Origin of the sequence: Paenibacillus polysaccharolyticus, from assembly GCF_023714295.1 — a bacterium.
GTDB classification, from domain to species: domain Bacteria; phylum Bacillota; class Bacilli; order Paenibacillales; family Paenibacillaceae; genus Paenibacillus; species Paenibacillus polysaccharolyticus_A.
In genome coordinates, this window is record NZ_JAMAUN010000001.1 from 195,852 (window position 1) to 218,141 (window position 22,290).

Here is a 22,290-nt window from a genome sequence, read left to right on the forward strand (position 1 = left end):
GTAATCTAAGACACGTCCTAATACAAGATGAGGGGTTAATCTAATGGCACAGCGTAAACTGGTTTTGCTTAGCGATCTGTATTTTGAACCCCATGATGAACTGAATGAGAGAATTCGAAGCTTGTTTCAGCACAAAAAGCCTTCAATCGGTTACATCCCTTCCTGTTCCGACCCACAGCGGATTTATGTCGAGCACACTCGGCGTTTTTATCGCCAGTTTGGGATGGAAGATGTGCAGTATTATGATCTGGATACCGAATATGAGGAAAGCATGCTGGACTCTCTTTTCGAATGTGATGCAGTTCATTTATCTGGTGGAAATACGTTTTATTTTCTAAGTTTGCTACAGCAACGAAATATGTTTGAACAGCTACGTTCTTACATAAGTGACGGTGGTATTTTGATTGGGGTTAGCGCGGGCAGTATCGTGATGACACCTACGATTCAAATAGCTGGATACGGTGAGGATGCAGACGAGAATCATATCGGTTTGACCGATTTACAGGCCCTTGCTCTTGTAGATTTCGAGTTTGCACCCCATTGGGATCGTTCCGAAGAGATGATGAAATCATTCAGAGAATACGCTCAAAACCATCAAACCAAAGTATATGCGTGCCCGGATGGCGGGGCTGTTGTTGTTGAAAATGAATCAGTTGAATTATACGGCGGGGCAACTCCTGCTTTGTACAGAGAGGATGAAGAGTAGATGCGTGCTATCCAAGTGTACCACTATGAAGCTTTTTCAAGCCTTCCAGGCAAGGGCAACCCGGCGGGCGTTGTGTTTGATGCAGATCATCTGAGTGAAGTTACAATGCAACAGATTGCTCATGCTATCGGTTTTAATGAGACGGTATTTGTAATGAATTCTGAAACAGCCGACGTTCGATTGCGTTATTTCACTCCGGGTCACGAGATTAATCTGTGTGGTCATGCGACGATGGCGGCGATGTATGGACTTAAGACAGGTCGTTTATTAGAGGGTAAAGACGCCATTACGATTGAAACGAACGTAGGTATATTACCAATTCAGTTTGAACAACAAGTTGACACCTGGTTGATGGAGATGAAGCAGGATCAGCCACGTTTTGTTCGCTTTCAAGGCGATGTTGAGAAACTGGCTAAAGCAATTCATCTGACAACGGATGATCTGGACATGACCATGCCCATCGTTTACGGGAGTACAGGTACATGGACATTATTAATTCCGATTCGTCGTTTAGAGGCATTTGTTAAAATGAAACCGGATTCTTCTCAGTTCCCGGACATTTTATCTGAAAATCCCAAGTCATCCTTACATCCCTTCTGCTTCGAAACACGCGATGATGATGCTCTCATGCATGCAAGGCATTTTTCTTCGCCATACTCAGGTACAACGGAAGACCCGGTTACGGGCACCGCTTCAGGCGTTATGGGAGCCTATGTTTTAACGTATGTGAATCCAGAGATTCACGAGGTTGATTTTACAGTAGAGCAAGGGCATGAGATTGGCAGAGATGGCAAGGTTCAGGTGAGTGTACGTCGGGAGCAAGAGGGAATGGATGTCCGAATCAGAGGCACGGCTGTTTATGTTCGGGAGATGAATGTGGAGATAGACAGTTGAAGTGATGACAGAAGGAGAGAGAGTCACTATGGACGAAAAGGCCGTAATGAGCAGGCTGATCGATATATTGAAAGAAGAGTTAACCGACGCGTTAAGAGGCGTGTATTTACATGGCTCCATGGCGATGGGATGTTTCCATCCGCTGCAGAGTGATATCGATATTTTAGTTGTATGTAGAGAGAAAAGGTCCTCTGAGAGTTACCGCAGAATCGCCGACCGACTGATACGTATAGAAGATGAGATGCATATTCCGAAAGGGTTTGAGATTAGTATTGTACTAGAGTCAGCTGTAACACGTTGTCAATACCCTACACCTTTTGAGTTTCATTATTCTGCATATCACCGGGAGAAGTACAGAAATGATCCTGATTATCTCTGCGGTGGTCATGAAGACCCGGATGTGGTTGCACATATGGCGGTGATCTATGATCGAGGTATTGTGCTGTATGGCAAGCCGATCAAGGAACTGTTCCAGCCGGCGAACCGCGAGCATGTCATCCAATCCATTGCATCTGATGCAAGTTCAGCCTTGGAAGAAATCGTAGACAATTCGGTCTATTATGTTTTAACTTTGTCACGCGTGCTGTTGTATATTCAGGAATCAGTGATTTACTCCAAGCGAGAGGCTGGAGAGCGTGCGGTGGCAGAAGCATTGCCTGAACATCAGGAACTTATCTCCCAATGTTTGGCTAAGTACAACGGGGAACGTGAATCGGTCAATGTGGAACATACACGTTTAAGAGATTATGCGGAATATATGCTCAAACAAATTCAAGAAGCTATGCAGGCTTAAAGGAGAACATGATATATGAAAGAATCACAACGGATCAAATGGGAGAAACAATTACAGCAAGGAAAAAGGCATCATATCCTGGTGCGCGGCGTTTTGGGCTGGGGTCTGCCACTTGCTTTTTTGTATACCTTGGTGATGACGTCATGGAGCGGACAAAGTTTAACCTTGAATGGTGAGTTTTATGTAAACTTACTGACTGCACTTGTTCTGTTTCCTGCCGCCGGCATCTGGTATGGTGCCTGGACGTGGAAAATCCTGAAAATGAAAGTCGAGCAAGGCAGAAAGTAGAGCGGTGAGGTGAAGAAAGGATTGAGTACATGATTACTGAGCTGGAGGCTTCTGAATTTCACAAAATAAAACATCTAACCAATGCCTGTCGCAATATGGAGGTCAAAGCAGTGGCATCAGGCATGAACCCGGGACGGGTCTATGTCGACGATACCCTCAATCCTCAAGCGGCGCTTGTATGGGTTCAGGGGCAATCCGGTTATCAGCTAATTGCTGATTTTCAGAATGAAGTGTTCCGAAGTGAACTCCGAGAGTACATGGAGACACAGATTTATCCCACGTTAGCATCATTACAAATTTCTGACGTAGAGATTGGCGTAGAAGATAGTCGGTGGGAAGCGGTACTTGAGCATATGGCTGGCCCGAGTGAACTGAACGATGATACACAGCATGTGTATCTGCTAAACTCAACGGATGAAAGAATAGAGCGAACAGAGAAAATAAAGAGTGCCAAGCGCTCATCTTCCTCTAGAATGCTTATACAACCAGTCGAGGGAACACAGGTTATTATAATAGACGAAGTACTTTTGAAAGACGATAGGTTGAATAATCTTTCTTTTGTCACATATAAGATCAAGCATTTCTGGACAAACGTAGATGCTTTTCTAAAACATGGTGTTGGCTATGTTGTTACTCGCGAGGAAGAGATTGTGTGCATATGTATTTCTGCTTTTGTCGATGGAAACACACATGCCATTGATATTGAAACATTGGAAGGTCATCGTAAGCGAAATTATGCTGCCTTGGCTGCTCAAGCGTATATGAACGAATGTAACGATAGAGGCATCCGTCCCTATTGGGATTGCTCTCCGGATAACATAGGTTCGATCCGTTTAGCACAAGGTGCAGGTTTATCTCTGGATTTTAACTATCAGGTCTATTGGTACAGCATTTCAGAGTGTATGCGTTAGTAATTGAAGGGGGTATGAGCGTGGATGAGACACTAGAGTCACAGGTCCAGTTTCTGATTGAAATAGACAAGCTGAAAACGATTGAACGAAGAACAAGAATTATCCATGGCGAACGGCTCGAGAATGATGCAGAACATTCTTGGCATCTAGCCATGATGGCATTCATATTGCATGGTCATGCTAACAAGGAAATCGACATGCTTAAAGTAATCAAGATGTTACTTGTTCATGACCTTGTTGAAATTGATGCCGGTGATACCTTTGCGTATGACACCCAAGGAAACACAGATAAACATGAACGAGAGCTTAAAGCCGCAAACCGATTATTTGGTATGTTGCCAGAAGACCAAGCCGAAGAACTGTTAAGTCTGTGGATGGAGTTCGAGACCAAAGAGACACCGGAGGCCAGGTTTGCTTCTTCCATGGATCGGTTGCAGCCGATCATTCATAATCATCAGAATGAAGGTGATACATGGCAGAAATATAACATTACGAGTGATCAGGTATTAAATCGTAATGCCGAAATTGCAAATGGGTCAGCAACGCTGTGGAAGTATGCACAACAAATCGTACAAGATTCGGTAGATCAGGGGATATTGAAACAATCCGGTTCCTAAGTAAACGGGGGCTGTCTTAACTACATTTGGACTCAGGAGGCTAACATGGGGTACATCATGGATTTACGAAAATTGGTAGGCACACGTCCCTTGATCATGGCAGGTTCATGTATACTGGTGTTTAACGAGCAGGGTCACCTGCTACTCCAGAAACGAACAGATAGCTTGGATTGGGGTACCATTGGCGGTTCGCTTGAACCGGGTGAATCATTGGAAGAGACTGCTGCGCGTGAACTATATGAAGAAGCTGGTCTGCGAGCAGAGGCATATAAGCTGATTACCATATTTTCGGGTCAGGATATGTATTACCGTTATCCGCATGGAGATGAGGTATACAATGTCATGGCAATCTATGAAGCAGGCGGCATTACGGGTAGTCCAACGGTGATGGATGATGAAGGGTTAGAGCTCAGGTACTTCGACTTGACTCAGCCGATTCCGGATATCAATCCATTCACCAAATATGTGCTGTCCAAAGCGGGATATATCCAGAGTTAGAGATGTGAAGTGAAAGTTTCGCACAACATTATCATTTTTCTCTCAGTGATTTACGGATACTGATTTAGTATGATAATAGTATCATTTTGCAAAGAGAGAGGGTTAGACATGGATACATTTTTGCAGCAAATTAACGAGTTAAATGAGCTTCAGATCGAGCTGGTCAGCCTGCATCCTTTTTTTGCAGAACACCATCCGGTTGTTGTAGCACACGAATCATTGTTATATATCTATGATTATTCATCTGTATCCGGGCAATACGAATGGGTCAAAACCGTACCGGACGATCTATATATTCCTGATGACTGTCTCGGCGCAATGCCTGTACATCATATGAACGATCGGATGTGCGCGATTGTGACCGCTTCTGTTTTCAAAGATTTAGAGCAGAAGGTTTTTTTGTTCCATGAATATATTCATTGCTCAGTCTATGGAAAATACGAGGAGCGCATCGTTGACCGTCTGCAGATTAAACATAAAATGACCCAGTTAAAACGTGTAACCTGGGAGATCGATTACGAATTCCCGTACGAAGATGAGATTGTTGCTGGACGAATCGAATCTCTTCTATCTGCGTTGAAAAGTGAGAATTTACAGCAAATTCAGGTGGCGCGAACGGCATTGTTCCAATCTCTTACAGAAGAGCAAGCGGAATATTGGAGCTGGCTGGAATGGAATGAAGGAGTAGCAAGGTATATCGAGAATTTGATTCGAGCCAAGTATGAATTGCAGCCTAATCATTATGGCGATACAGCACCATTTAACCGCCTCGTATTTTACGAGTGCGGATCGGAATATATCCGTTTGCTGGTAAAGGAGCAACCTGCGTATCATACGGATCTGGAGAAATTGTTTGACCGGATGCAGGACGAGAGACTGGCAGGTTTGGTGAGCTAACGAGAGATTTAATATATAACCATTCCTTCAATGGAAAAAGGAGATCTGTCTATGCCTCTGCCTATGGTGCATTTAAGTGTAGCCCATCGATTGGCTGATACGTTGCCTGAACCACTGGACCTGGGAGCATTTTATCTCGGAAATATTGCGCCTGATGCCATTCATATACGTGAAGGCACGACAAGGGAAGACAAGCAGTATACTCATTTTTATCCTGAGAAAGAAGACAATTATACCGGACTTCTCCAGAAATTTTTATGGTGATTACATCAGCGAGCGTACGAGTGAAGGCTGGACTTCCTTTGTTCTCGGTTATTTCATGCATGTGATGACGGATTATTACTGGTTTCGAAGTGTGTATCCTGCATTCGAGGAACAGGTTCGTGAGCATGACCAGCGTGAGGGAGTCGTGCGAACCAAGGAAGACCTGGCCCGTTTATATTACAAGGAGACGGATCAGATTGATTTTAATCTGTATCGCACCATGAACTGGAGCGAAGAAGTATGGTCGGCCTTAAATAACTCGTCAGGATACGAGATGACAGATCGTTTAACGGTAGAAGAGATTCTATGCTGGCGGGAGCATACATTTTCTTTTCTGCATGGGGAAGCGCCAGGCATTATTCCGTGTTACATTACCGAAGAGGTTGTACAAGCTTTTGTCCAAAAAACAGTCCCGCGTCTAAACGACTTATTAGCTGAATGGGAGGCCGCTAGGTGAGACATATCGGAATGTTGCTTCTATTCTTCAGCGTCATCTTCATTGCAGCGTGTGGTGGCAACAATTCGAGTGATGTGGGCTCCAAAGAGGCTGAGGAACTAGAACAGAGCGAAGGGATTCCTACGTTAATCACGTTATCTTGTAATCAGGCTCACTTCTCTAAAACGTGCCGCGATGTAGAATTTGATCGCGCTGACGAGATTCAAATCGTGACCGAAGCCATATTCAGTGCCGAGCGTATGAAAGGTGATCTTAATTATGCAGCTGAGTACAATATGAACATCACATATGCAGATGGCGCCGTCACTCGGTACGATCTGTCATTGGGTGCAGATCCAAAGACGCAAGGTTTGCTTGTAAACCAAAAGGATACGACGACTGGATATACGATCCCTCTAGAGAACGCGAATCAACTGAGACAAGTCATTCAGCGACGTACGGACTAAATGGAGCGAAAAGATCAACAACATGAATACAGGCTTATAGATGAATGGAGATGCAGGCAAGTTGATAACAATCGGAACACTGACGGCAGCAGATGTGGATGGAGCATATCATATTTTTGAGACAACGATTCCAGAGGCATACCGTCAGGAAGGGATCGGATCCCTGCTGGATGAAATTCAGGAAGAGATCGAACATAAAAAGGCAATAGTACAATCTGTTTTGCAACATGAATCTGATCTTGAACCAACGACGACAAGTCCCTTTTTCCTTGTCGCCCGACAAGAAGATAAGGTCGTAGGTACGATCTCATATGGGCCTTGCGGGAAAGTCGTTCAGGAATGCACCAACCATGGTCTGGATCACGTTGGAACGCTGGGCTCATTATATGTTTTACCTGAACTGCAGGGCCAGGGGATTGCTTCTGCGCTTATCACAGCATTGGTCACCGAACTACAGAAGCGGGGGATTACCCAATTTTGTCTGGACAGTGGTTATCGAATCGCACAGCAGAAGTGGCGGCGGAAGTTTGGAGAGCCGTATGTTGTGACGAAGGACTACTGGGGTGAAGGAAGCGAAAATATGGTATGGTTGTGTGAAGTGCAGGATTTTGCTGGAAAATAACGAAAACAAAAGATGACCCCCTGCACGTGAACAGGAGTCATCTTTTTTTATTTCTTTTATCTTACTGCATCGATACATACGCATCATCGTAAAGTATATAGACCAAAAAAGACATGAGAGAGGAGAGAACAACAACATGTCAGAAACAACAGATATGGCAGTAACAACTGGATCAGAGGAATGGAGCACGCCGGGGCAGAAGCTTTCCCCTCATGCCATAAGTTTGTGGAGAGTTAGCGCGATCCTCTACAACGTCATTGGCTTTGTGGTATTGGCAGCGTTGCTTATACTGGACTCCGTCTATGATTGGAGGCCGTGGATCGGCTGGATTTTATGGGGAGTCACGGTTATATCCGCAGGTTATGCTGTGTGGGATATATTTTTGCAGCCCGTGTTGTTGTATCGATATTGGTTCTATGGCGTTAACGCAGAGTTTGTGCAATTGAAGCATGGGGCATTGAACAAGGTGCACCAAGTCATTCCGATGGCCAAGGTGCAATCCGTATCAACGAATCAGGGGCCATTGATGAGAAAATACGGACTATACTCGGTGTCCATCGGAACGATGGGTTCATCTCATCATATACCGGCCTTGCCAGAAGATGTGGCATATGCGCTGCGTAACCAGATTGCGGATTATGCCCGAATTAACGAGGTGGATGAATGACGGAGATGAAACGGCATCATGCACTCAGCTTGTTGTGGAGTTTGGGTAATCTGCTTAAAAGTACATTTGCCTTTATTCTGTTTTTATTCGTATTTCGTGCAGGATCAGATCAGGCATGGGTCTTCTATGCACGGATGATTTTTTATATTGGTATTTCAATCGCACTGTTCTCTATCGTCTGGAAATGGTTCACAACACGTTATTCAGCCGATGAAAAAGCTTTCCATATCTACACGGGAGCATTCAGTCGAACCCGCAGAACGATCCCGTATACGAAAGTACAAAATGTGAGCCGACATACGAGCTTTTTTCATCGTTTATTAGGTGTAACCTCTATACGCTTCGAAACGGGGATCAAGGGTGATGATGCGACGTTTCAGCTACAGGTCGTTTCGGTTTCTGAAGCAGAACAGTTAGAAAAGCGGGTAGCCCGTCATTTATCCGAAGTCCAAGCTACGGTTGAGGGAATTATGGATGATGAGCAGGATGCAAAGGATGAGAAAAGTCTACTTGCAGAGCAGTATATCGAAACTGAAGAACAAGCAGGCAGTGACTCAAGCGCCAATGCTAATAACAATGACACAGGAATTAAAGGCACACTCGAACACGTCATTCACTATCGTTCTACGCGCAAAGATGTGCTCAAAGCTTCGTTTACTTCACTTAGTTTTCTGGTGTTGATCCCGATCTTGGGTTCCTTGTACTCAACCGTGAAGGATTTCTTCCCAGACGAAACCGTAACCGAAAGCCTTGTATTAACCTGGCTTGAATCATGGTGGGTGACGAGCCTGGTCATTCTGCTTTTGATCCTTGTATCTGTCGGGCTTGGAATTGTGCGTACCTTTGTGAAATATGGAGATTTCCAGATCACGTCCGATGACAAGCGAATTTATATTACAAAGGGCATGCTGGAGAAGACGTCGTTCTCGATCCAGAAAGATCGTGTACAGGCCGTCAAGATTACACAGTCCCTGATGAAAAGAATGCTGGGTCTTGCCGAGGTAGAACTTACAACCGCAGGCAGTTTGGGTGAAGCTAGCCAGGAGAATAACACATTATATCCCTTTTTACCTGTGAGGGAGGCCTATCGCATCATTGAAGAAATGCTGCCTTCCTACCATGTGACGGAGGAAATGCAGAAGCTGCCTCGGAAAGCGTTATGGTTGCGGTTACTTAAACCAAACGGGTTGTGGATCATCGTCACGGGTGTGCTAGCATACTTCAAACCGGTTTTGTTCGGCATGGAACAGGCATGGTGGATGATCTCGCTACTGTTGCTCTTGTGGATTACAACGTGTAGGGTGATCAATTTTTATCATACACGCTATGCACTGAACGATCAGTTCATTCAGTTTCGCTCAGGTGCGCTGACTTCGACGCTGTTTCTGTCCAAACGGGAAAAGGTCATTGAAATCAAGATTACTCGTCATCCCTTGCAGCGCAAGTTAGGGCTGGCTTCCATCCATACCGTAAATCGCGCCAAACCTGTGATGCACCATCAGGTTAAAGATATACCGGTTGACGTGGCTGGCACATTCCAGATGTGGTACATGGCACGTTCCCAAGAGGTGTTGACTCGGTAAGCAAACTAAGAAAGGCAAACAATGACAGCGAGTGAAGATAGACCGTGCACAGAATGAGGTTTATTTTCTCTTGCTTTCGTTCTGAGTTTTCCATTTTAGTAGGGGGAAATAAGGTGAATAAAACGAAAAAGATCGTATCATGGACGATTGGCATTACGCTCATTGTATTGATTCTCACGCCGTTTATCTATGTAAAAGTCAACAAAATGATCTATGCACATCGTGTCACAACATATTTAACGGAGCAGAAACATTATTCTCCTGATGAGATTGAATCCGTAGAAGGCGTCTGGAGCGTAAAACTGCCACCCTTCCTTGCTGTAGTGAAGTTTAAGGATGAACCGGATGTGGAATATATATATTTTGCGCATAATGATGTGATTCAGTTTAGCCACCGCATTTCGGAAGAGGCGCAGAAGAGGGGCAAGACAAAATCAGACCTGAAGCATTTTGCGCCGACAGACGACCAGCAGTAGAAGAGGATGAGGGTTAATGAAAAAAGTAATAAAAGCTGTATTTTTGGATGTGGACGGTACGTTGCTTAGTGAACAAGATCGTAGTCTCTCCAAGTGTACCGAAGAGTCCATTCGCAGGTTGATCCAAAAAGGAATTCATATCATCCTAGTGACGGGCAGAACACATCATCTATGTGAAGAGTTTAAGCATCTTGCCATAGATACGGTTATTTCAGCTAATGGAGCTTTGGTTACTTGCCGTGGCGAAATCATTCATAAATCCATTCTTTCTTCAACCATGGTCAGGGAATTCAGTCATTTTGCCGAGTCTCAGGGACATGCGCTTTCCTACTTAACGGAGTCTTTTGGCATGAACGGAACTGGTCGGACGGATCATCATGTGATAGTTGCTCTTCGAGAGACACTTGGAATGATGGAATATGCGGAACAGATCATGACGCTCGATGAGGAAATATACTGTATGTGTTTATACGCCAATGAGGAGGAGACAATCCGATATAAAGAACAGTTTCCCTATTTGCGATTTGTACGATTCCATCCGTACGTTTGCAATGTGCTAGAAGCGGATGAAGTCAGTAAATCTATAGCGGCTCAGAAAATTCTAACTCATCTAAATATACGCAGAGAGGAAACGATGGCTTTCGGAGATGGAGAGAACGATATAGATCTACTAACTTATGTGGGCGTAGGTGTCGCTATGGGAAACGGTGGAGAGCGTGTTAAGCAAAGTGCGGACTACGTCACGCTGAAAGCGAGTGAGGATGGAATAACTCATGCGTTGAGGCACTATAAGCTTATATAATGGGACTTTAGTTGGAATAAGGGATATCCATATTGTGGATTTTTATGTAAAATGAAATGAAGTGAAGTGAGAAAGCCCTAAAGCATAGGGCGTCAAAAGAAAGGTGAATTTTAATATGAAAAAAGGTTTTATACTCATTTTATCGCTGGTTATGCTTATCGGTGTATCCTCCTCGGCGTATGCACATCCTGGTCGATTGGACAAAAACGGTGGACACAAGTGCTCTGCAAAATCGATTAAAAAAGGTCTGTGCACTGGCTATCATTATCATAAAAAGAAAAAGTAGTTTCGGGGGGCGGCCAAAGCAGGCATGAATACGATCTGGATGAAGGTAAACCAGCCTTGGCCGGAGGAAGTGGAGACAACACCGCTACATACAATCCAGCAGCTTCGGGAATTGAAAACTTTACTTTAGCAAAATTTATGCCGTATAGATTCGACCTATCTTCCGTCTATGACGTTGCTGGGTGGCCTCTTCGTAATCTTCAATCAGCGTGTCAAAAATCTGCTCCCAGGAACGCTGCTCTGCAAGTTTCCGGCCTTCAAGTCCCATCTTTTTCAGCAGTTCCGAAGAATGGACCCGTAAGCTAATCTCTCTTATAAATGCATCCACGTTACCCGGCTCTACAAGTATGCCGCTACGTTGATGCACGATGAGGTCTTTGACTCCACCGGCGTTAGCAGCCAGCACGGGAAGACCCGAGGCCATCGCTTCAAGCACAACATTGCCGAAGGTCTCCGTACAGGAAGGAAAGACAAACAGATCCGCAGATGCATACATCGATGCAAGCTGCTCACCATGCAGATATCCTGTGAACGTAACATTCGTGGGTGCCTGCTGCCGCATCTTGGGAAGGCTGGGTCCATCACCGACAATGATCCAGTGAACATGGGCTTGTAGTTCTGCGGGCAATTGCTGCATCGTGGCTGTCAGGGTGGCTATATCTTTTTCCGGGGAGATGCGTCCAACGTAAAGCAAGATGAGAGGCGCGGTGATCTGATACCGTTCGCGAATATTAGGGGTTCGTTTGCTTGGAGAATAGAGGGAACAATCAATGCCGCGGGACCAGAGCTTAAGTCGTTGAATCCCCTGAGCCTGTAGGGTGTACATCGTGTCTTGGGACGGGACAAAAGTAGTATCGCAGGTGCGATGAAACCACTTGACGTACTTCCAGTAGAGTGGAATGACACTTCGGAGCTTGTAATAATCGAGATAACGATCAAAGTGGGTGTGATAAGAAATCACGTGTGGAAGCTGGGAGTTGAGTGCATACCTCAGACCAAGCAGTCCCATGTTAAACGGTGTAGCGACATGAAGCAGATCAGGCTGGAATTCCTGTAGCTGTTTATAGGCTTTTACTCTGCTGGGGAAGGCTATGCGGCATTCCGGGTAGAGGAAAAAGGGGATATTGAGTACGGAACTAACGGGATCTTTAACGTTTCCCTCCATAATGGATTGGGACGTAAACAGCAGATGTTCTATACTTCTGCGATTCAGATGGTTGCTTAGACGGTGGAGTGTACCTGCGACACCGTTGGTATCCGGAAGATAGGTATCTGTGAACAAGGCCAGCCGCATCTTTACCCCTCCTTAAACTGGTAATGCCAAGATCATAACAGCGAAATATTTTCCATAAGTCAAATGCATGTTAACTTGGCGCGATTTCTTTTCTATACAGCATATTCTGGTATGATGGAAAGACGTGGCGGCGCAGATTATGACTACGCTATATAGAGAAATACAGGAGGATAAGTGAGATGAACAAGTTACAGGAAGAACTGGCGGAATTGATGCCGCCTGCAGGCATCGAAGAGATGTCAGGTGAAGAAATTGTGGGCAGTGTTGCAATGGACATGTACAGGGCTGAATTTTCCACGATTCGGGAACATGTTTCAGAACTGCCCGTTGTCATGCGGGACATGATGTTGATTATTGATCTGGATACCGAATTATCCATGAATGGATTGACTGGTTATTTGGAGAACTCCAGCGGCCAGCATTTGAAAGAGGTCACCGAAGCGTTAATCCGAAGTGGCAATGAGACAGATGCGATGATTTTGCAAAAGGTGGAACAACTCCTTGCGGAACAAAGTGTCACAGTAGGACAGCTACGTGAAAATGTGGAACGTCTGTCTGAGCACGATATCACAACAAGCCTACAGACACATGGGGCACAGATCCATGAGTTATTACAGCAGGTGGAGCAGGAAGGTCAACATTTGAGCTTTAAAGCGGATAATGAAGAAAATTTCGACCTCTTGTATCAATATGTAGATGAGCATAAAAATGAACTAAAGCAGCAGTTGGAGCAGTTTCTCGTTCTATAAGAATAAGGGGGCGTAATGAATGCGTATGAACAAACGTGTGGGGATTGAAACGGTGATCGCATCGGTTTTTTTCATGCTTTTGTTAATAGTATGGAATGTAATTCAAGGCATGGTTCTAACATTACAGCATGCTTCGCAAGGTACACAACTACCTATGTCTGGTGTGGTTTCGCAAATTGACTTTGGAAATGTGGCAAGTGGAAGCGGTTTGATGATGGCCCTAGGCGTTGGGGGTATATTCCTTTTTGCTATGGCGTATTATGTCATTCGTTCTTATGTAGTGGGAAAAAGGAAGAAATAAAGAGGACAGTCCTTGGCATCAGAAGAATGATAGCCAGGGGCTGTTCTCTTTATCTTGTTGAGTCACTGCGCTCTAGAGGTGCTCTGAAATAATCTCTTCCAGGCCTTGTGCAACGGAACGTGTACCACGCTCCAGATGTCTCTCGTGCAGTTTCAGGCGCACATAGGTCTCATCCGTGCCCATCGCTTCGGAGAGCATTCCGCTAAGTCCACGTGCACGACGGTCGATCTGAATCAACAGTTCCAGGGAATTCCCCATTGGATAGAAGAGAACTTCAAGTTCATCCAAATATCCGCGAAACTTGGTGGTCGGCACAAACTCAAACTCTTGTACAAACGGCAGATTGCCACCGAGCCTTGGGGCATAATCATTGGTTACTTCACGAAGCTTGAAACCCAGCATATCGATGGCATCCAGTACGATTTCCATCTCTCTGGAGGGCACAACATGTAAAAGATCCCGATCTGAGGGGTCGACTGCACTAGAGATATCGAGCCCTGTTTCCACCCATACTTCCACACGGTGCAGTGTAATCGGTAGATTTTCCGGTAGTTCGAAATGAAAGCTCTTCTCCAGTTTGGCACCCGGCTGCAGGTTGAACCCGTCGGTGAGCAGATATTTGGCCACAACAGCCGTTTCCTTAACTTTGCGATCATTACTTTCCCGAATGTAGTGCGTTTTGATGGATAGATAAATGCGATCGACCTGCTGTTGCACATCCCCGCCTTCAATATATACAATTCCTGAGAGCGTTCCACCGGGAGTGACTTCTGTTGTATGTAATTCCGTATTCACTTTCGCTGCACCTACACCGACACTGGCCAACATCTTCTTAAAAAATGACATGCAAGTAACCTCCAGATTCAATGGATTATGATGGGGGAAATAAGATTTCGAGCATAATACGGACGATGAAATAGATGCGTTTCAATTTTTACAAGAACAGGGGAATCAGTATGGTTTCGTCGAATGTTACCTAGGATCAAGATTCCAGATAGGAGGATGTCTATGAGTATGGAGTGGTACGATATGATTGCACGACGTAATGGTGGATACAGAGCTCGGGCACAGTATATATGGGAGGGGAACTCCGCAGAAGAAATGTTCGAAGAGCGGCTGATCCAGTTACTGCCTGCGTATACATCGGTCCTTGATGCAGGCTGTGGACACGGTGAATTTACTCTTAAAATGGCGGCACATGCTACTCATATAACAGGGTTCGATAACTCGGAAGAGATGATTAAAATAGCGCAGGAGAGTTTGGAGTCCAGTGTCATTCAGAATGTGAATTTTATCTGTGCTACAACAAAGGAAGAACTGCCTTTTCAGGATGAACAGTTCGGCATGATTTATAATCGCAGGGGTCCCACATCCATTATTGAATACGGAAGACTTCTCCCTCAGGGAGGCCTGTTGTTTGGAATACATACAGATGTAACCAAGGTGCGTGAACGATTGGAACTTAATCGTTATGAGCAGATAGAGATCGAAGAATATCATGAGGCGCGTATGGTTTTTCCTGACGAAAATGAGTTTGCTCTTTTCCTTGCGGACGTTCCGGGCAATCCGGATTACACACTTCCTGAGTACGGTGAACAATTGCAAGTAAAGTTGAAGGAACATACAATCGGTGGGAAAATAGCGGTGCGAGAACATAAATATATCTGGAAAGCTATAAAAGGGTAAGCAGATTGGAAATTTGAAAACGCGAAAAACGATGTTGTTAGGCGAAAATTCGAGTTAGGCCACGGGTTACAAGCCGGATATCGTGAAGGAGGGGCCGAGATGAACAAATTATATCAAACGGAGGGTATCACCGTTCGTTTGCTAGAGATAGAGGATGAGCCTACGCTAGTCAAATGGTTGTCTGACCCGGAGGTTCTACAGTATTACGAAGGCCGGGATCAGCCGCATAATCTGGAGCGTGCGAGAGCGCATTTTTACAATCAGGATGATGAGGCTGCCCGCTGTATTGTGGAATATGGCGGTCGGCCCATCGGATATATTCAGTTCTATGAACTGGAGACCGAGGAACGTGCGGAATATGGTTATGCTGACAATGGTGAAATCATCTATGGGACGGATCAGTTCATCGGGGAAACGGATTGCTGGAACATAGGCATTGGCACACGATTAGTGAAGTCCATGACAGCGTATTTGATTCAGGAGAAACATGCCCGGAGAGTCGTTATGGACCCGCAAGTGTGGAACGAACGTGCGTTATCTTGTTATGAGAAGTGTGGTTTTAAAAGAGTTAAACAATTGCCACAGCATGAACTGCATGAAGGAGAGATGAGAGATTGCTGGCTGATGGAGTATGCTCCATAAAATAGCAGGGTGAGTCGTGTCATGTTCATATGCATTAAACAAATCCAGAGGGATCATGGGGGAAATAAGATGGACTTTAGATATCCGATTGGTCAGTTCACACATGAAGGTGAGATAACGCTGGCTCAAAGGCAGCAATGGACTCAAGATATTGCAGACCTGCCTGAACGTGCGAGAGAAGCGGTAGAAGGATTGAATGAAGAACAGCTAAGTCTGCCATATCGGGACGGAGGCTGGATGCTGAAACAGGTTATTCACCACATGGCAGATAGCCATATGAACAGTGTGATTCGCTTCAAGCTTGCTCTGACAGAGGATACGCCTACGATTCGCCCGTATTTTGAGGAGCGCTGGGCGGAACTGAGCGATTCCAAGGATCTGGGTGTGGAGGTTTCCCTTCAGCTTCTGGATGCACTGCATCGCCGCTGGGTAGCATTGCTGGACACGCTATCAGACGAAGACTATGCCAAAGAGTTCTATCATCCTGCATCCAAAGAAACGACGAGACTGGATCACTGTTTGGGATTATATGCATGGCATGGTAAACATCATGTGGCCCAGATTACTTCGCTTCGAGATCGACTGGGGATTTAGAAAGAAATTACAGCAAACTTTCCTCGTGGTATAGGTGTTACTTATACAAAAGGCTGTATATGAAGGGGGAACATCATGAGTAATGTACATATTCGCCATTTAACCAATCAAGACGCGCAAGTGATCTCAGAATCATTTCAGGAACAGGGGTGGCACAAACCGTCTGAATTGTATGAGCGATATTGGGAAGAACAAGAGAAGGGAAATCGCGTAACCCTGGTTGCTGAATTAAACGGGCAATTTGCTGGTTATGTCAATGTGCTCTGGACATCACAGTATCCTTCTTTTCAGGAACAGGCCATTCCCGAGATTAATGATTTTAATGTGCTGATGAAGTTCCAGCGGCAAGGGATCGGTTCCAAGCTAATGGATTATGCCGAGAATGTAGTGCAGGAACGCTCTACTGTGGCAGGTATAGGCGTAGGTGTGTATGCGGATTATGGCAAAGCCCAAGTGCTCTACGCACATCGTGGCTATATTCCAGACGGACGGGGTCTTTACAGAGATGATCATTATCTTCAACCTGGTGAAGAGACAATTATCGATGATGATGTTGTCCTATATTTGACCAAACAACTGGTGTAGTCATAGAATAGTGCGACAACGAAGGTAAGAGTCGTGAAACGTCACTTGAGCTTTTCTAAAATGTTTATCTTAAAATAGGACATGCATGTTATACTCAATTGGAATTTGAGGCAATCTAAGGTAAAGGAATAGCGTGATAACTTGATTAGGGAGTGGTTGGTACATGTTTAGCAAAATAGGTCAAGTTATGCTATACGTCAATAACCAAGACGAAGCTCTGGCTTTTTGGACGGAAGTAGCCGGGTTCCATATCGTGGATGAGGTTATTCTTGATGGAGGTATGCGATGGATTGAGATCGCGCCTGCGAAAGATTCACAGACCAGCATCATTTTGCATGATAAAGAGGTCGTGGCTCGTATGTCAGCCGGGGTAAATTTGGGCACGCCTTCGTTGATGTTTTTCACAGATGACCTTGATCGGTTATATGCCGATTTGTCTGCTAAACATGTGACGGTTGGAGAAGTTGTAGAGATGCCGACAGGGCGTGTATTTAATTTCGCGGATAATGAGAACAATTACTTTGCCGTGATGGAGCGCAAGGAATAAAGCGAGACGTATGTATAGCTGTACAATGATATTGTTATGGCTAGGAATTCCAAGCGGACGACATGTGATGTCGTTCGCTTTTTGTATGGAAAAAACAGTGCGTATTCTACTGAATTTACACATGAAAAATAGAGAATTAATGGTTAAAAATGTTATAATAAAGTGTAGTGGATAGAGTTGGATTTCATCTGAAAATACTAGGGGAAACAGTAGGAATCAGTAGTGAAGAAATACCCATCTTAAGCGGTAAAACAGGAGGAATTCGGACTTTGGAAAAAACAATCAAAAGTGTGCAGGATCTCTATGACATGCTCGATGCGGATTTCAGATCGGCCAAGCAATTTTGGGAGCCGTTCTATGAGAATCGGGACAGACCTATTCCGTTTTTTCCAAACAAGCCAGACGAGAATCTGGTTGCAGATGTAGAAGCTGGACGGTTAAGAGGGGGCAGAGCACTAGAGCTGGGATGTGGCCCCGGCCGGAATGCATTGTATTTAGCAGGGCACGGATATCAGGTTGACGCCTACGATCTGTCAGAGACTGCGATTGCCTGGGCAAAGGAGCGCGCAGCGGAAGAACAGCTGGATGTACATTTTGAATGTCGTTCGGTGTTCGATCTGACGCCGGAGCAGGAATATGATCTGGTCTATGATTCGGGCTGTCTGCACCATCTGCTACCGCATCAGCGTATTCCTTACATTGAGATGATTCTTCGTGCATTGAAGCCCGGAGGGTTGTTCGGCATGACCTGTTTTGCACCGGGATTCGGCGATCAAGGCGGCCCGGAGCATGTGATGGACGATTGGGAAGTTTACCGCGAGAAGTCGATGCGGGGCGGGCTTGCTTTTACGGAGGAGAAGCTTCGGTATTTACTGGAAGACCCCTTTGAGTGCGTGGAACTGCGCCCAATGAAGGCGATGGGTCAGGAAGATCCGTACTTTGGTTTGCCTATTTTGTGGGTGACCATGTGGAGGAAACCAGAGGTACGGGATGACACGTTTCCGGGTAACTACATATCAGTCATGCGGCATTAGAGCAGATAGATGAGATTGAGGGAGGCGAGCATTTGGGTAACAACAGAGCCTTTATTATTACAGGTACATCCAAAGGCATTGGCAGACGTCTTGCAGAACTTTGTTTGGAAAAAGGAGATTCTGTCTACGGCATAGCACGCGGAGCATCCGACTTGGGCAATATCTACGAAGGGTACACTCATGTCCAGTTCGACCTTGAAGACATTCATGGCATTGACGATGTAATCTCGGGCATATTGGGGCAGATTCCGCTTCTTTCTGTGGAATGTATCGGACTTATTAATAATGCGGCCATGCTTGAACCGTTGAAGCCGATAGATCAGTGTCTTGCGGACGAGATTAGCGTTCATCTGAATATTAGCCTAGCCGCACCGATGATTCTTACGTCATCTTTTATTCACCACACCAACCATATAACGGCACGCCGAAAAATCATTAATGTGAGTTCCGCATCGGGCAGTTATCCCGCTCCTTCGATGGCTACCTATTGTACATCAAAGGCAGGAATCAACATGTTCACACAGTGTGTCGCGATGGAGCAAGTCTCACAGTCTAATCCGGTGGAGATCGTCGCTTTTGATCCAGGCATGGTGGATACGGAATTGCAGGCTGTGGCGAGAGGGAAAAGTACAGAGGAATTTGCGCTGTCCGGTGTATTTCAGGAAGCCTATGAGAAAGGGCAATTGAAAACCCCAAGTGAAGTGGCACTCGCGCTAGTAGAGTTGTTGTGATCAAAGATAAATAATCGTCTCATTTGCCCTGTACTTTCTGTGCAGGGCTGTTTGGATTTGTTTTGTGTAAAATGGTGTGCGGTATTGATATTGTTCCCTGTATACTTAGAATATCTAAATATACATACAACGATATCTATAATGTGCACCTCAGTGCGGGTTCAGGAGGATTACATGCAGCAAGAACAAACGACTGGTTTCCATGGCGACTGGCTTCAATTTATGATTTTGACGAACAAACTGGAATTGCCCCCTTTACCAGCGGATACCATGGATCGTCCAAGGCTCAGCTCGCAATACGATGAAGTTATGCAATCCAGGATGACGTTGTTGACTGCTCCGGCCGGTTCGGGAAAATCAACACTGCTGGGGAGTTGGCTGAGAAGTGCCGCAGGGCAAGCGGCTTGTGTCTGCCTGGATGAAAAGGATCAAGATCCATTTCAGTTTTGGCTATACATTATTCATGCGTTGGACCGCGTGAGACAGGGGTTATGTGGGGAGGTCCTGCCTGATTTCTTGCAGCGCTATCCAGTCGAGCCGAGAAAAGCACTAATTTTGCTGTTGAATCGTGTTGCCCAGATAGATCAGCCTACGATGCTTATTTTGGATGATTACCATGTTATAACACAGCCGGAGATTCATTCGCAGATGCAGGAATTTATTGAAAACCTTCCTTCGTCTATCCATCTGGTCATATCGAGTCGGACGTATCCTCCGTTTAAGCTGGAGAAGCTACGGCTGAGAGGGGAATTGAAGCAGCTTACCCTTCAGGAACTTGCGTTTACAGCGGAAGAAGGCATTGACTTTTGCCAGAACGTTATGCGTATCGAGCATGCCAGCAAGAATGCACTTGGGTGGGTACAGCACACAGAGGGTTGGGCAGCCGGGTTAAAGCTACTTGCTTTATCTCACACATTAGGGGCAGGCGCGGTGAAAAGTTCATTGTCGCTCATCTCCCCATTCCCACATCGCACAAAGGATGCGGAAACAGGAAATAGAAAAATTTCGGATTATTTGTTAGAAGAGGTATTCCAGCTTCAGTCACCAGAAATGCAACGTTTTTTGCTCCGAACTGCGATAACAAGAAGAATGAACAGCCGTTTATGTCAGGTGTTAAGTGGTTTGGAGGAAGCTCCGGAGCTGTTAAGGCAACTGGAAAAGGAACATCTTTTTCTGATCCCGCTGGATCGGGAAGGGGAATGGTACCGTTATCATCATTTATTCTCGGCATTCCTGAGGCGTGAGTTGGGACGGAATCACGCAGAGTTGGCCAATGAATTACATGGTTTTGCCGCACTTTGGTATGAACAGAACGGATATCCATCTGAAGCGCTGGATCATTATATTCTTGGGCTACATTTGGAAGATGCCGCTAGATTGCTAGAAGAATTGTTCGCCCATTTTATCATGGGAGAGTGGTGGACACTTCGTAAATATTTTGATGTTTTGCCGCTAGAAATAGTGAAAGCTCGTCCTAAGTTATATATGTCTTATTTGTTTCTTGTTGCACGTGAAATGCCTTATGGGGAGATGGTGAAACAACTGGATGAGCTCGAGCATGTCATCCGCGTGCATCTCCAAGGGCAGGTTGCGCCAGAAATTATTGAATATTTGTTGCAAGTGATCTGTGTCATGAGAGCCTATATGGCGTATCTTAACCGTGATTTAGAAGGACTTTCTTCTTATCTGGTGTCTTATATTGATCAGGGTTACCCTGATGATATCGCGTTTCAGTATATGGATTACGATCGAAGAGAGAGCATGCGTGTACGAAGTTTTCATGGCGTTCATGGTTACTTGAGGAGAGCTGAAGCTTGTTTTGGAGCCATTACAAAGCGCTGGTATGATGAACCTGCCTACGTAACGTCCTACTACGGAGCAGGATATGGTGAGGTTTTGATGGAACAGGACCAGTTATCCGAAGCCGCGAAGTATGCGGAACGAGCTCTTGAAGTGGCCTTGCAGATCAAAGTGGCGGCGATACTTGTTCCTGCATATGTACTGAAAGCTAGGCTTGAATTACATTCAGGTAGACCTGAGGAAGGTACAAAGCTGTTGCAGCAGGCTGAGAGTCTGCTGTCTGAGAAGGATACAGAGTACTGGAAATCTGTATTGGAAGCACATCGCAATCGAATAGGCCTTGAGCAGAGCCCTGTGGACACGGCTACCCACATTCTCGCTAATCCGGTAGACGAACAACAAATGCTCGTTGAAATGAGCTGTGACCAACTATTTCAATGGATGGTTCGATTACGTGCTGCCGTGGCTCTTGAACATTATGATTACGCACAAGCGGAACTGCAACGAGTTCGAGAACACGCTGAAAAACGCGATCTGTTGACGGAACAGATTGAATGTGCCCTGTTAGAGTCCGTGATACTACAGAAGCAGGGGGACTCAGATGCTGGTGTTGCAGCCTTATCGCGTGCTCTTATTTTGGGAGAACCTGAAGGATATATCCGTTCATTTGTTGCTGAAGGTGAGCCGGTAAAATGGCTGCTTCAACAGTATTTGGTGCTTCGCCGTAAGAAGGCCATCTCGGATGGTGGAGTGAAATTAACTTATGTGAAGCAATTACTCTCTGCTTTTGTCCAAAACCAAAAGGTACGGGGCCGTTCCGTACTAGATGAAGCAAAGCATGAACAGAAGGAAGTGGGACTGAGTCCCATGGAGAAGAAGATATTTGGTCATATTGCAGAAGGGTTAACGAGCAAGCAGATTGCTGCCGAATTTGGGATATCACCTGGAACCGTAAATACTCACATTCGCCGTGTGTTCGCCAAGCTTGGAGCAAGCAGTCGTACGCATGCGGTACAAATTGCTGAACAGCGGGGCTTATTATAAGTTATGAAACAATGTCTACTTTTTTGTAGACTGTTTGAATGATGTCGTCTCTCCTACAATGAATCTAACGAAATAAC

General features: G+C 45.3%; 29 protein-coding genes. 27 read left to right on the forward strand and 2 right to left on the reverse strand.

Annotation, left to right across the window (positions count from 1 at the left end):
- Positions 1–43 precede the first annotated feature (43 nt).
- The 17 genes from M3629_RS00985 (at position 44) to M3629_RS01065 (ending at position 11,207) form a co-directional block, all read left to right on the forward strand.
- Positions 44–706, forward strand: coding sequence for a Type 1 glutamine amidotransferase-like domain-containing protein (locus M3629_RS00985; RefSeq protein WP_251502513.1), 663 nt, complete (start codon positions 44–46; stop codon positions 704–706).
- Positions 707–1,600: a PhzF family phenazine biosynthesis isomerase gene (locus M3629_RS00990; protein ID WP_251502514.1), complete on the forward strand. Its 894-nt coding sequence runs from the start codon at positions 707–709 to the stop codon at positions 1,598–1,600. It begins immediately after the preceding gene.
- 28 nt (positions 1,601–1,628) lie between these two features.
- Positions 1,629–2,393, forward strand: a complete 765-nt coding sequence (locus M3629_RS00995) for an aminoglycoside adenylyltransferase domain-containing protein (protein ID WP_251502515.1) — start codon at positions 1,629–1,631, stop codon at positions 2,391–2,393.
- Positions 2,394–2,408: 15 nt separating this feature from the next.
- Complete coding sequence (locus tag M3629_RS01000) at positions 2,409–2,681, forward strand: hypothetical protein (RefSeq protein ID WP_090922053.1); 273 nt, start codon at positions 2,409–2,411, stop codon at positions 2,679–2,681.
- A gap of 29 nt (positions 2,682–2,710) precedes the next feature.
- Positions 2,711–3,592: a GNAT family N-acetyltransferase gene (locus tag M3629_RS01005; RefSeq protein WP_251502516.1), complete on the forward strand. Its 882-nt coding sequence runs from the start codon at positions 2,711–2,713 to the stop codon at positions 3,590–3,592.
- A 14-nt stretch (positions 3,593–3,606) separates the two neighbouring features.
- Positions 3,607–4,209, forward strand: a complete 603-nt coding sequence (locus M3629_RS01010) for an HD domain-containing protein (RefSeq protein ID WP_251502517.1) — start codon at positions 3,607–3,609, stop codon at positions 4,207–4,209.
- Between the two features lie 45 nt (positions 4,210–4,254).
- Positions 4,255–4,707: an NUDIX hydrolase gene (locus M3629_RS01015; protein WP_251502518.1), complete on the forward strand. Its 453-nt coding sequence runs from the start codon at positions 4,255–4,257 to the stop codon at positions 4,705–4,707.
- Between the two features lie 108 nt (positions 4,708–4,815).
- Complete coding sequence (locus M3629_RS01020) at positions 4,816–5,604, forward strand: hypothetical protein (protein WP_251502519.1); 789 nt, start codon at positions 4,816–4,818, stop codon at positions 5,602–5,604.
- A gap of 51 nt (positions 5,605–5,655) precedes the next feature.
- Entirely contained in the window at positions 5,656–5,868 is a 213-nt protein-coding gene (locus tag M3629_RS01025; protein WP_251502520.1) for a hypothetical protein, read from the forward strand.
- A 55-nt stretch (positions 5,869–5,923) separates the two neighbouring features.
- Positions 5,924–6,325 (forward strand): hypothetical protein, encoded by a 402-nt coding sequence (locus tag M3629_RS01030; protein WP_251502521.1) that lies wholly within the window; start codon positions 5,924–5,926, stop codon positions 6,323–6,325.
- Positions 6,322–6,771, forward strand: a complete 450-nt coding sequence (locus M3629_RS01035) for a hypothetical protein (protein ID WP_090922065.1) — start codon at positions 6,322–6,324, stop codon at positions 6,769–6,771. Before M3629_RS01030 ends, M3629_RS01035 begins: the two co-directional genes overlap by 4 nt.
- Before the next feature lie 61 nt (positions 6,772–6,832).
- Positions 6,833–7,393, forward strand: a complete 561-nt coding sequence (locus M3629_RS01040) for a GNAT family N-acetyltransferase (protein WP_251502522.1) — start codon at positions 6,833–6,835, stop codon at positions 7,391–7,393.
- A 136-nt stretch (positions 7,394–7,529) separates the two neighbouring features.
- Entirely contained in the window at positions 7,530–8,060 is a 531-nt protein-coding gene (locus M3629_RS01045) for a PH domain-containing protein (RefSeq protein WP_251502523.1), read from the forward strand.
- Positions 8,057–9,643 carry a PH domain-containing protein gene (locus tag M3629_RS01050; RefSeq protein ID WP_251502524.1) on the forward strand — a complete coding sequence of 529 codons (1,587 nt, stop codon included), beginning with the start codon at positions 8,057–8,059 and terminating at the stop codon, positions 9,641–9,643. The genes M3629_RS01045 and M3629_RS01050 overlap by 4 nt, the downstream gene beginning before the upstream one ends.
- Before the next feature lie 113 nt (positions 9,644–9,756).
- Positions 9,757–10,119, forward strand: a complete 363-nt coding sequence (locus M3629_RS01055; protein ID WP_251502525.1) for a DUF3139 domain-containing protein — start codon at positions 9,757–9,759, stop codon at positions 10,117–10,119.
- 16 nt (positions 10,120–10,135) lie between these two features.
- Entirely contained in the window at positions 10,136–10,921 is a 786-nt protein-coding gene (locus M3629_RS01060; protein WP_251502526.1) for a Cof-type HAD-IIB family hydrolase, read from the forward strand.
- 151 nt (positions 10,922–11,072) lie between these two features.
- Positions 11,073–11,207, forward strand: a complete 135-nt coding sequence (locus M3629_RS01065) for a YHYH domain-containing protein (RefSeq protein ID WP_244159351.1) — start codon at positions 11,073–11,075, stop codon at positions 11,205–11,207.
- A gap of 135 nt (positions 11,208–11,342) precedes the next feature.
- On the opposite strand, the gene M3629_RS01070 is transcribed toward M3629_RS01065, so the two are convergent.
- Positions 11,343–12,500 carry a glycosyltransferase family 4 protein gene (locus tag M3629_RS01070; protein ID WP_251502527.1) on the reverse strand — a complete coding sequence of 386 codons (1,158 nt, stop codon included), beginning with the start codon at positions 12,498–12,500 and terminating at the stop codon, positions 11,343–11,345.
- A 179-nt stretch (positions 12,501–12,679) separates the two neighbouring features.
- On the opposite strand from M3629_RS01070, the gene M3629_RS01075 reads away from it, so the two are divergent.
- Both M3629_RS01075 and M3629_RS01080 read left to right on the forward strand, forming a co-directional pair.
- Entirely contained in the window at positions 12,680–13,249 is a 570-nt protein-coding gene (locus tag M3629_RS01075; protein WP_251502528.1) for a DMP19 family protein, read from the forward strand.
- Positions 13,250–13,268: 19 nt separating this feature from the next.
- Positions 13,269–13,550 carry a hypothetical protein gene (locus M3629_RS01080; protein WP_251502529.1) on the forward strand — a complete coding sequence of 94 codons (282 nt, stop codon included), beginning with the start codon at positions 13,269–13,271 and terminating at the stop codon, positions 13,548–13,550.
- A gap of 72 nt (positions 13,551–13,622) precedes the next feature.
- On the opposite strand, the gene M3629_RS01085 is transcribed toward M3629_RS01080, so the two are convergent.
- On the reverse strand, positions 13,623–14,396 hold the full coding sequence (locus tag M3629_RS01085) for a sporulation protein (protein WP_251502530.1): 774 nt from the start codon (positions 14,394–14,396) through the stop codon (positions 13,623–13,625).
- A gap of 162 nt (positions 14,397–14,558) precedes the next feature.
- On the opposite strand from M3629_RS01085, the gene M3629_RS01090 reads away from it, so the two are divergent.
- From M3629_RS01090 to M3629_RS01125, 8 genes are all read left to right on the forward strand, one after another.
- Positions 14,559–15,236, forward strand: a complete 678-nt coding sequence (locus tag M3629_RS01090; RefSeq protein ID WP_251502531.1) for a class I SAM-dependent methyltransferase — start codon at positions 14,559–14,561, stop codon at positions 15,234–15,236.
- Between the two features lie 99 nt (positions 15,237–15,335).
- Complete coding sequence (locus tag M3629_RS01095; RefSeq protein WP_251502532.1) at positions 15,336–15,878, forward strand: GNAT family N-acetyltransferase; 543 nt, start codon at positions 15,336–15,338, stop codon at positions 15,876–15,878.
- Positions 15,879–15,947: 69 nt separating this feature from the next.
- Positions 15,948–16,472: a YfiT family bacillithiol transferase gene (locus tag M3629_RS01100; protein ID WP_251502533.1), complete on the forward strand. Its 525-nt coding sequence runs from the start codon at positions 15,948–15,950 to the stop codon at positions 16,470–16,472.
- 75 nt (positions 16,473–16,547) lie between these two features.
- Complete coding sequence (locus M3629_RS01105; RefSeq protein WP_251502534.1) at positions 16,548–17,057, forward strand: GNAT family N-acetyltransferase; 510 nt, start codon at positions 16,548–16,550, stop codon at positions 17,055–17,057.
- Positions 17,058–17,220: 163 nt separating this feature from the next.
- Positions 17,221–17,604, forward strand: a complete 384-nt coding sequence (locus M3629_RS01110) for a VOC family protein (protein WP_251502535.1) — start codon at positions 17,221–17,223, stop codon at positions 17,602–17,604.
- 269 nt (positions 17,605–17,873) lie between these two features.
- The gene (locus M3629_RS01115; RefSeq protein WP_251502537.1) at positions 17,874–18,638 is read left to right on the forward strand and encodes a class I SAM-dependent methyltransferase; all 765 of its coding nucleotides are present in this window, start codon (positions 17,874–17,876) and stop codon (positions 18,636–18,638) included.
- Positions 18,639–18,670: 32 nt separating this feature from the next.
- Entirely contained in the window at positions 18,671–19,369 is a 699-nt protein-coding gene (locus M3629_RS01120) for an SDR family NAD(P)-dependent oxidoreductase (RefSeq protein WP_251502538.1), read from the forward strand.
- Between the two features lie 174 nt (positions 19,370–19,543).
- Positions 19,544–22,213 (forward strand): LuxR C-terminal-related transcriptional regulator, encoded by a 2,670-nt coding sequence (locus M3629_RS01125; protein WP_251502540.1) that lies wholly within the window; start codon positions 19,544–19,546, stop codon positions 22,211–22,213.
- Positions 22,214–22,290: the final 77 nt, after the last annotated feature.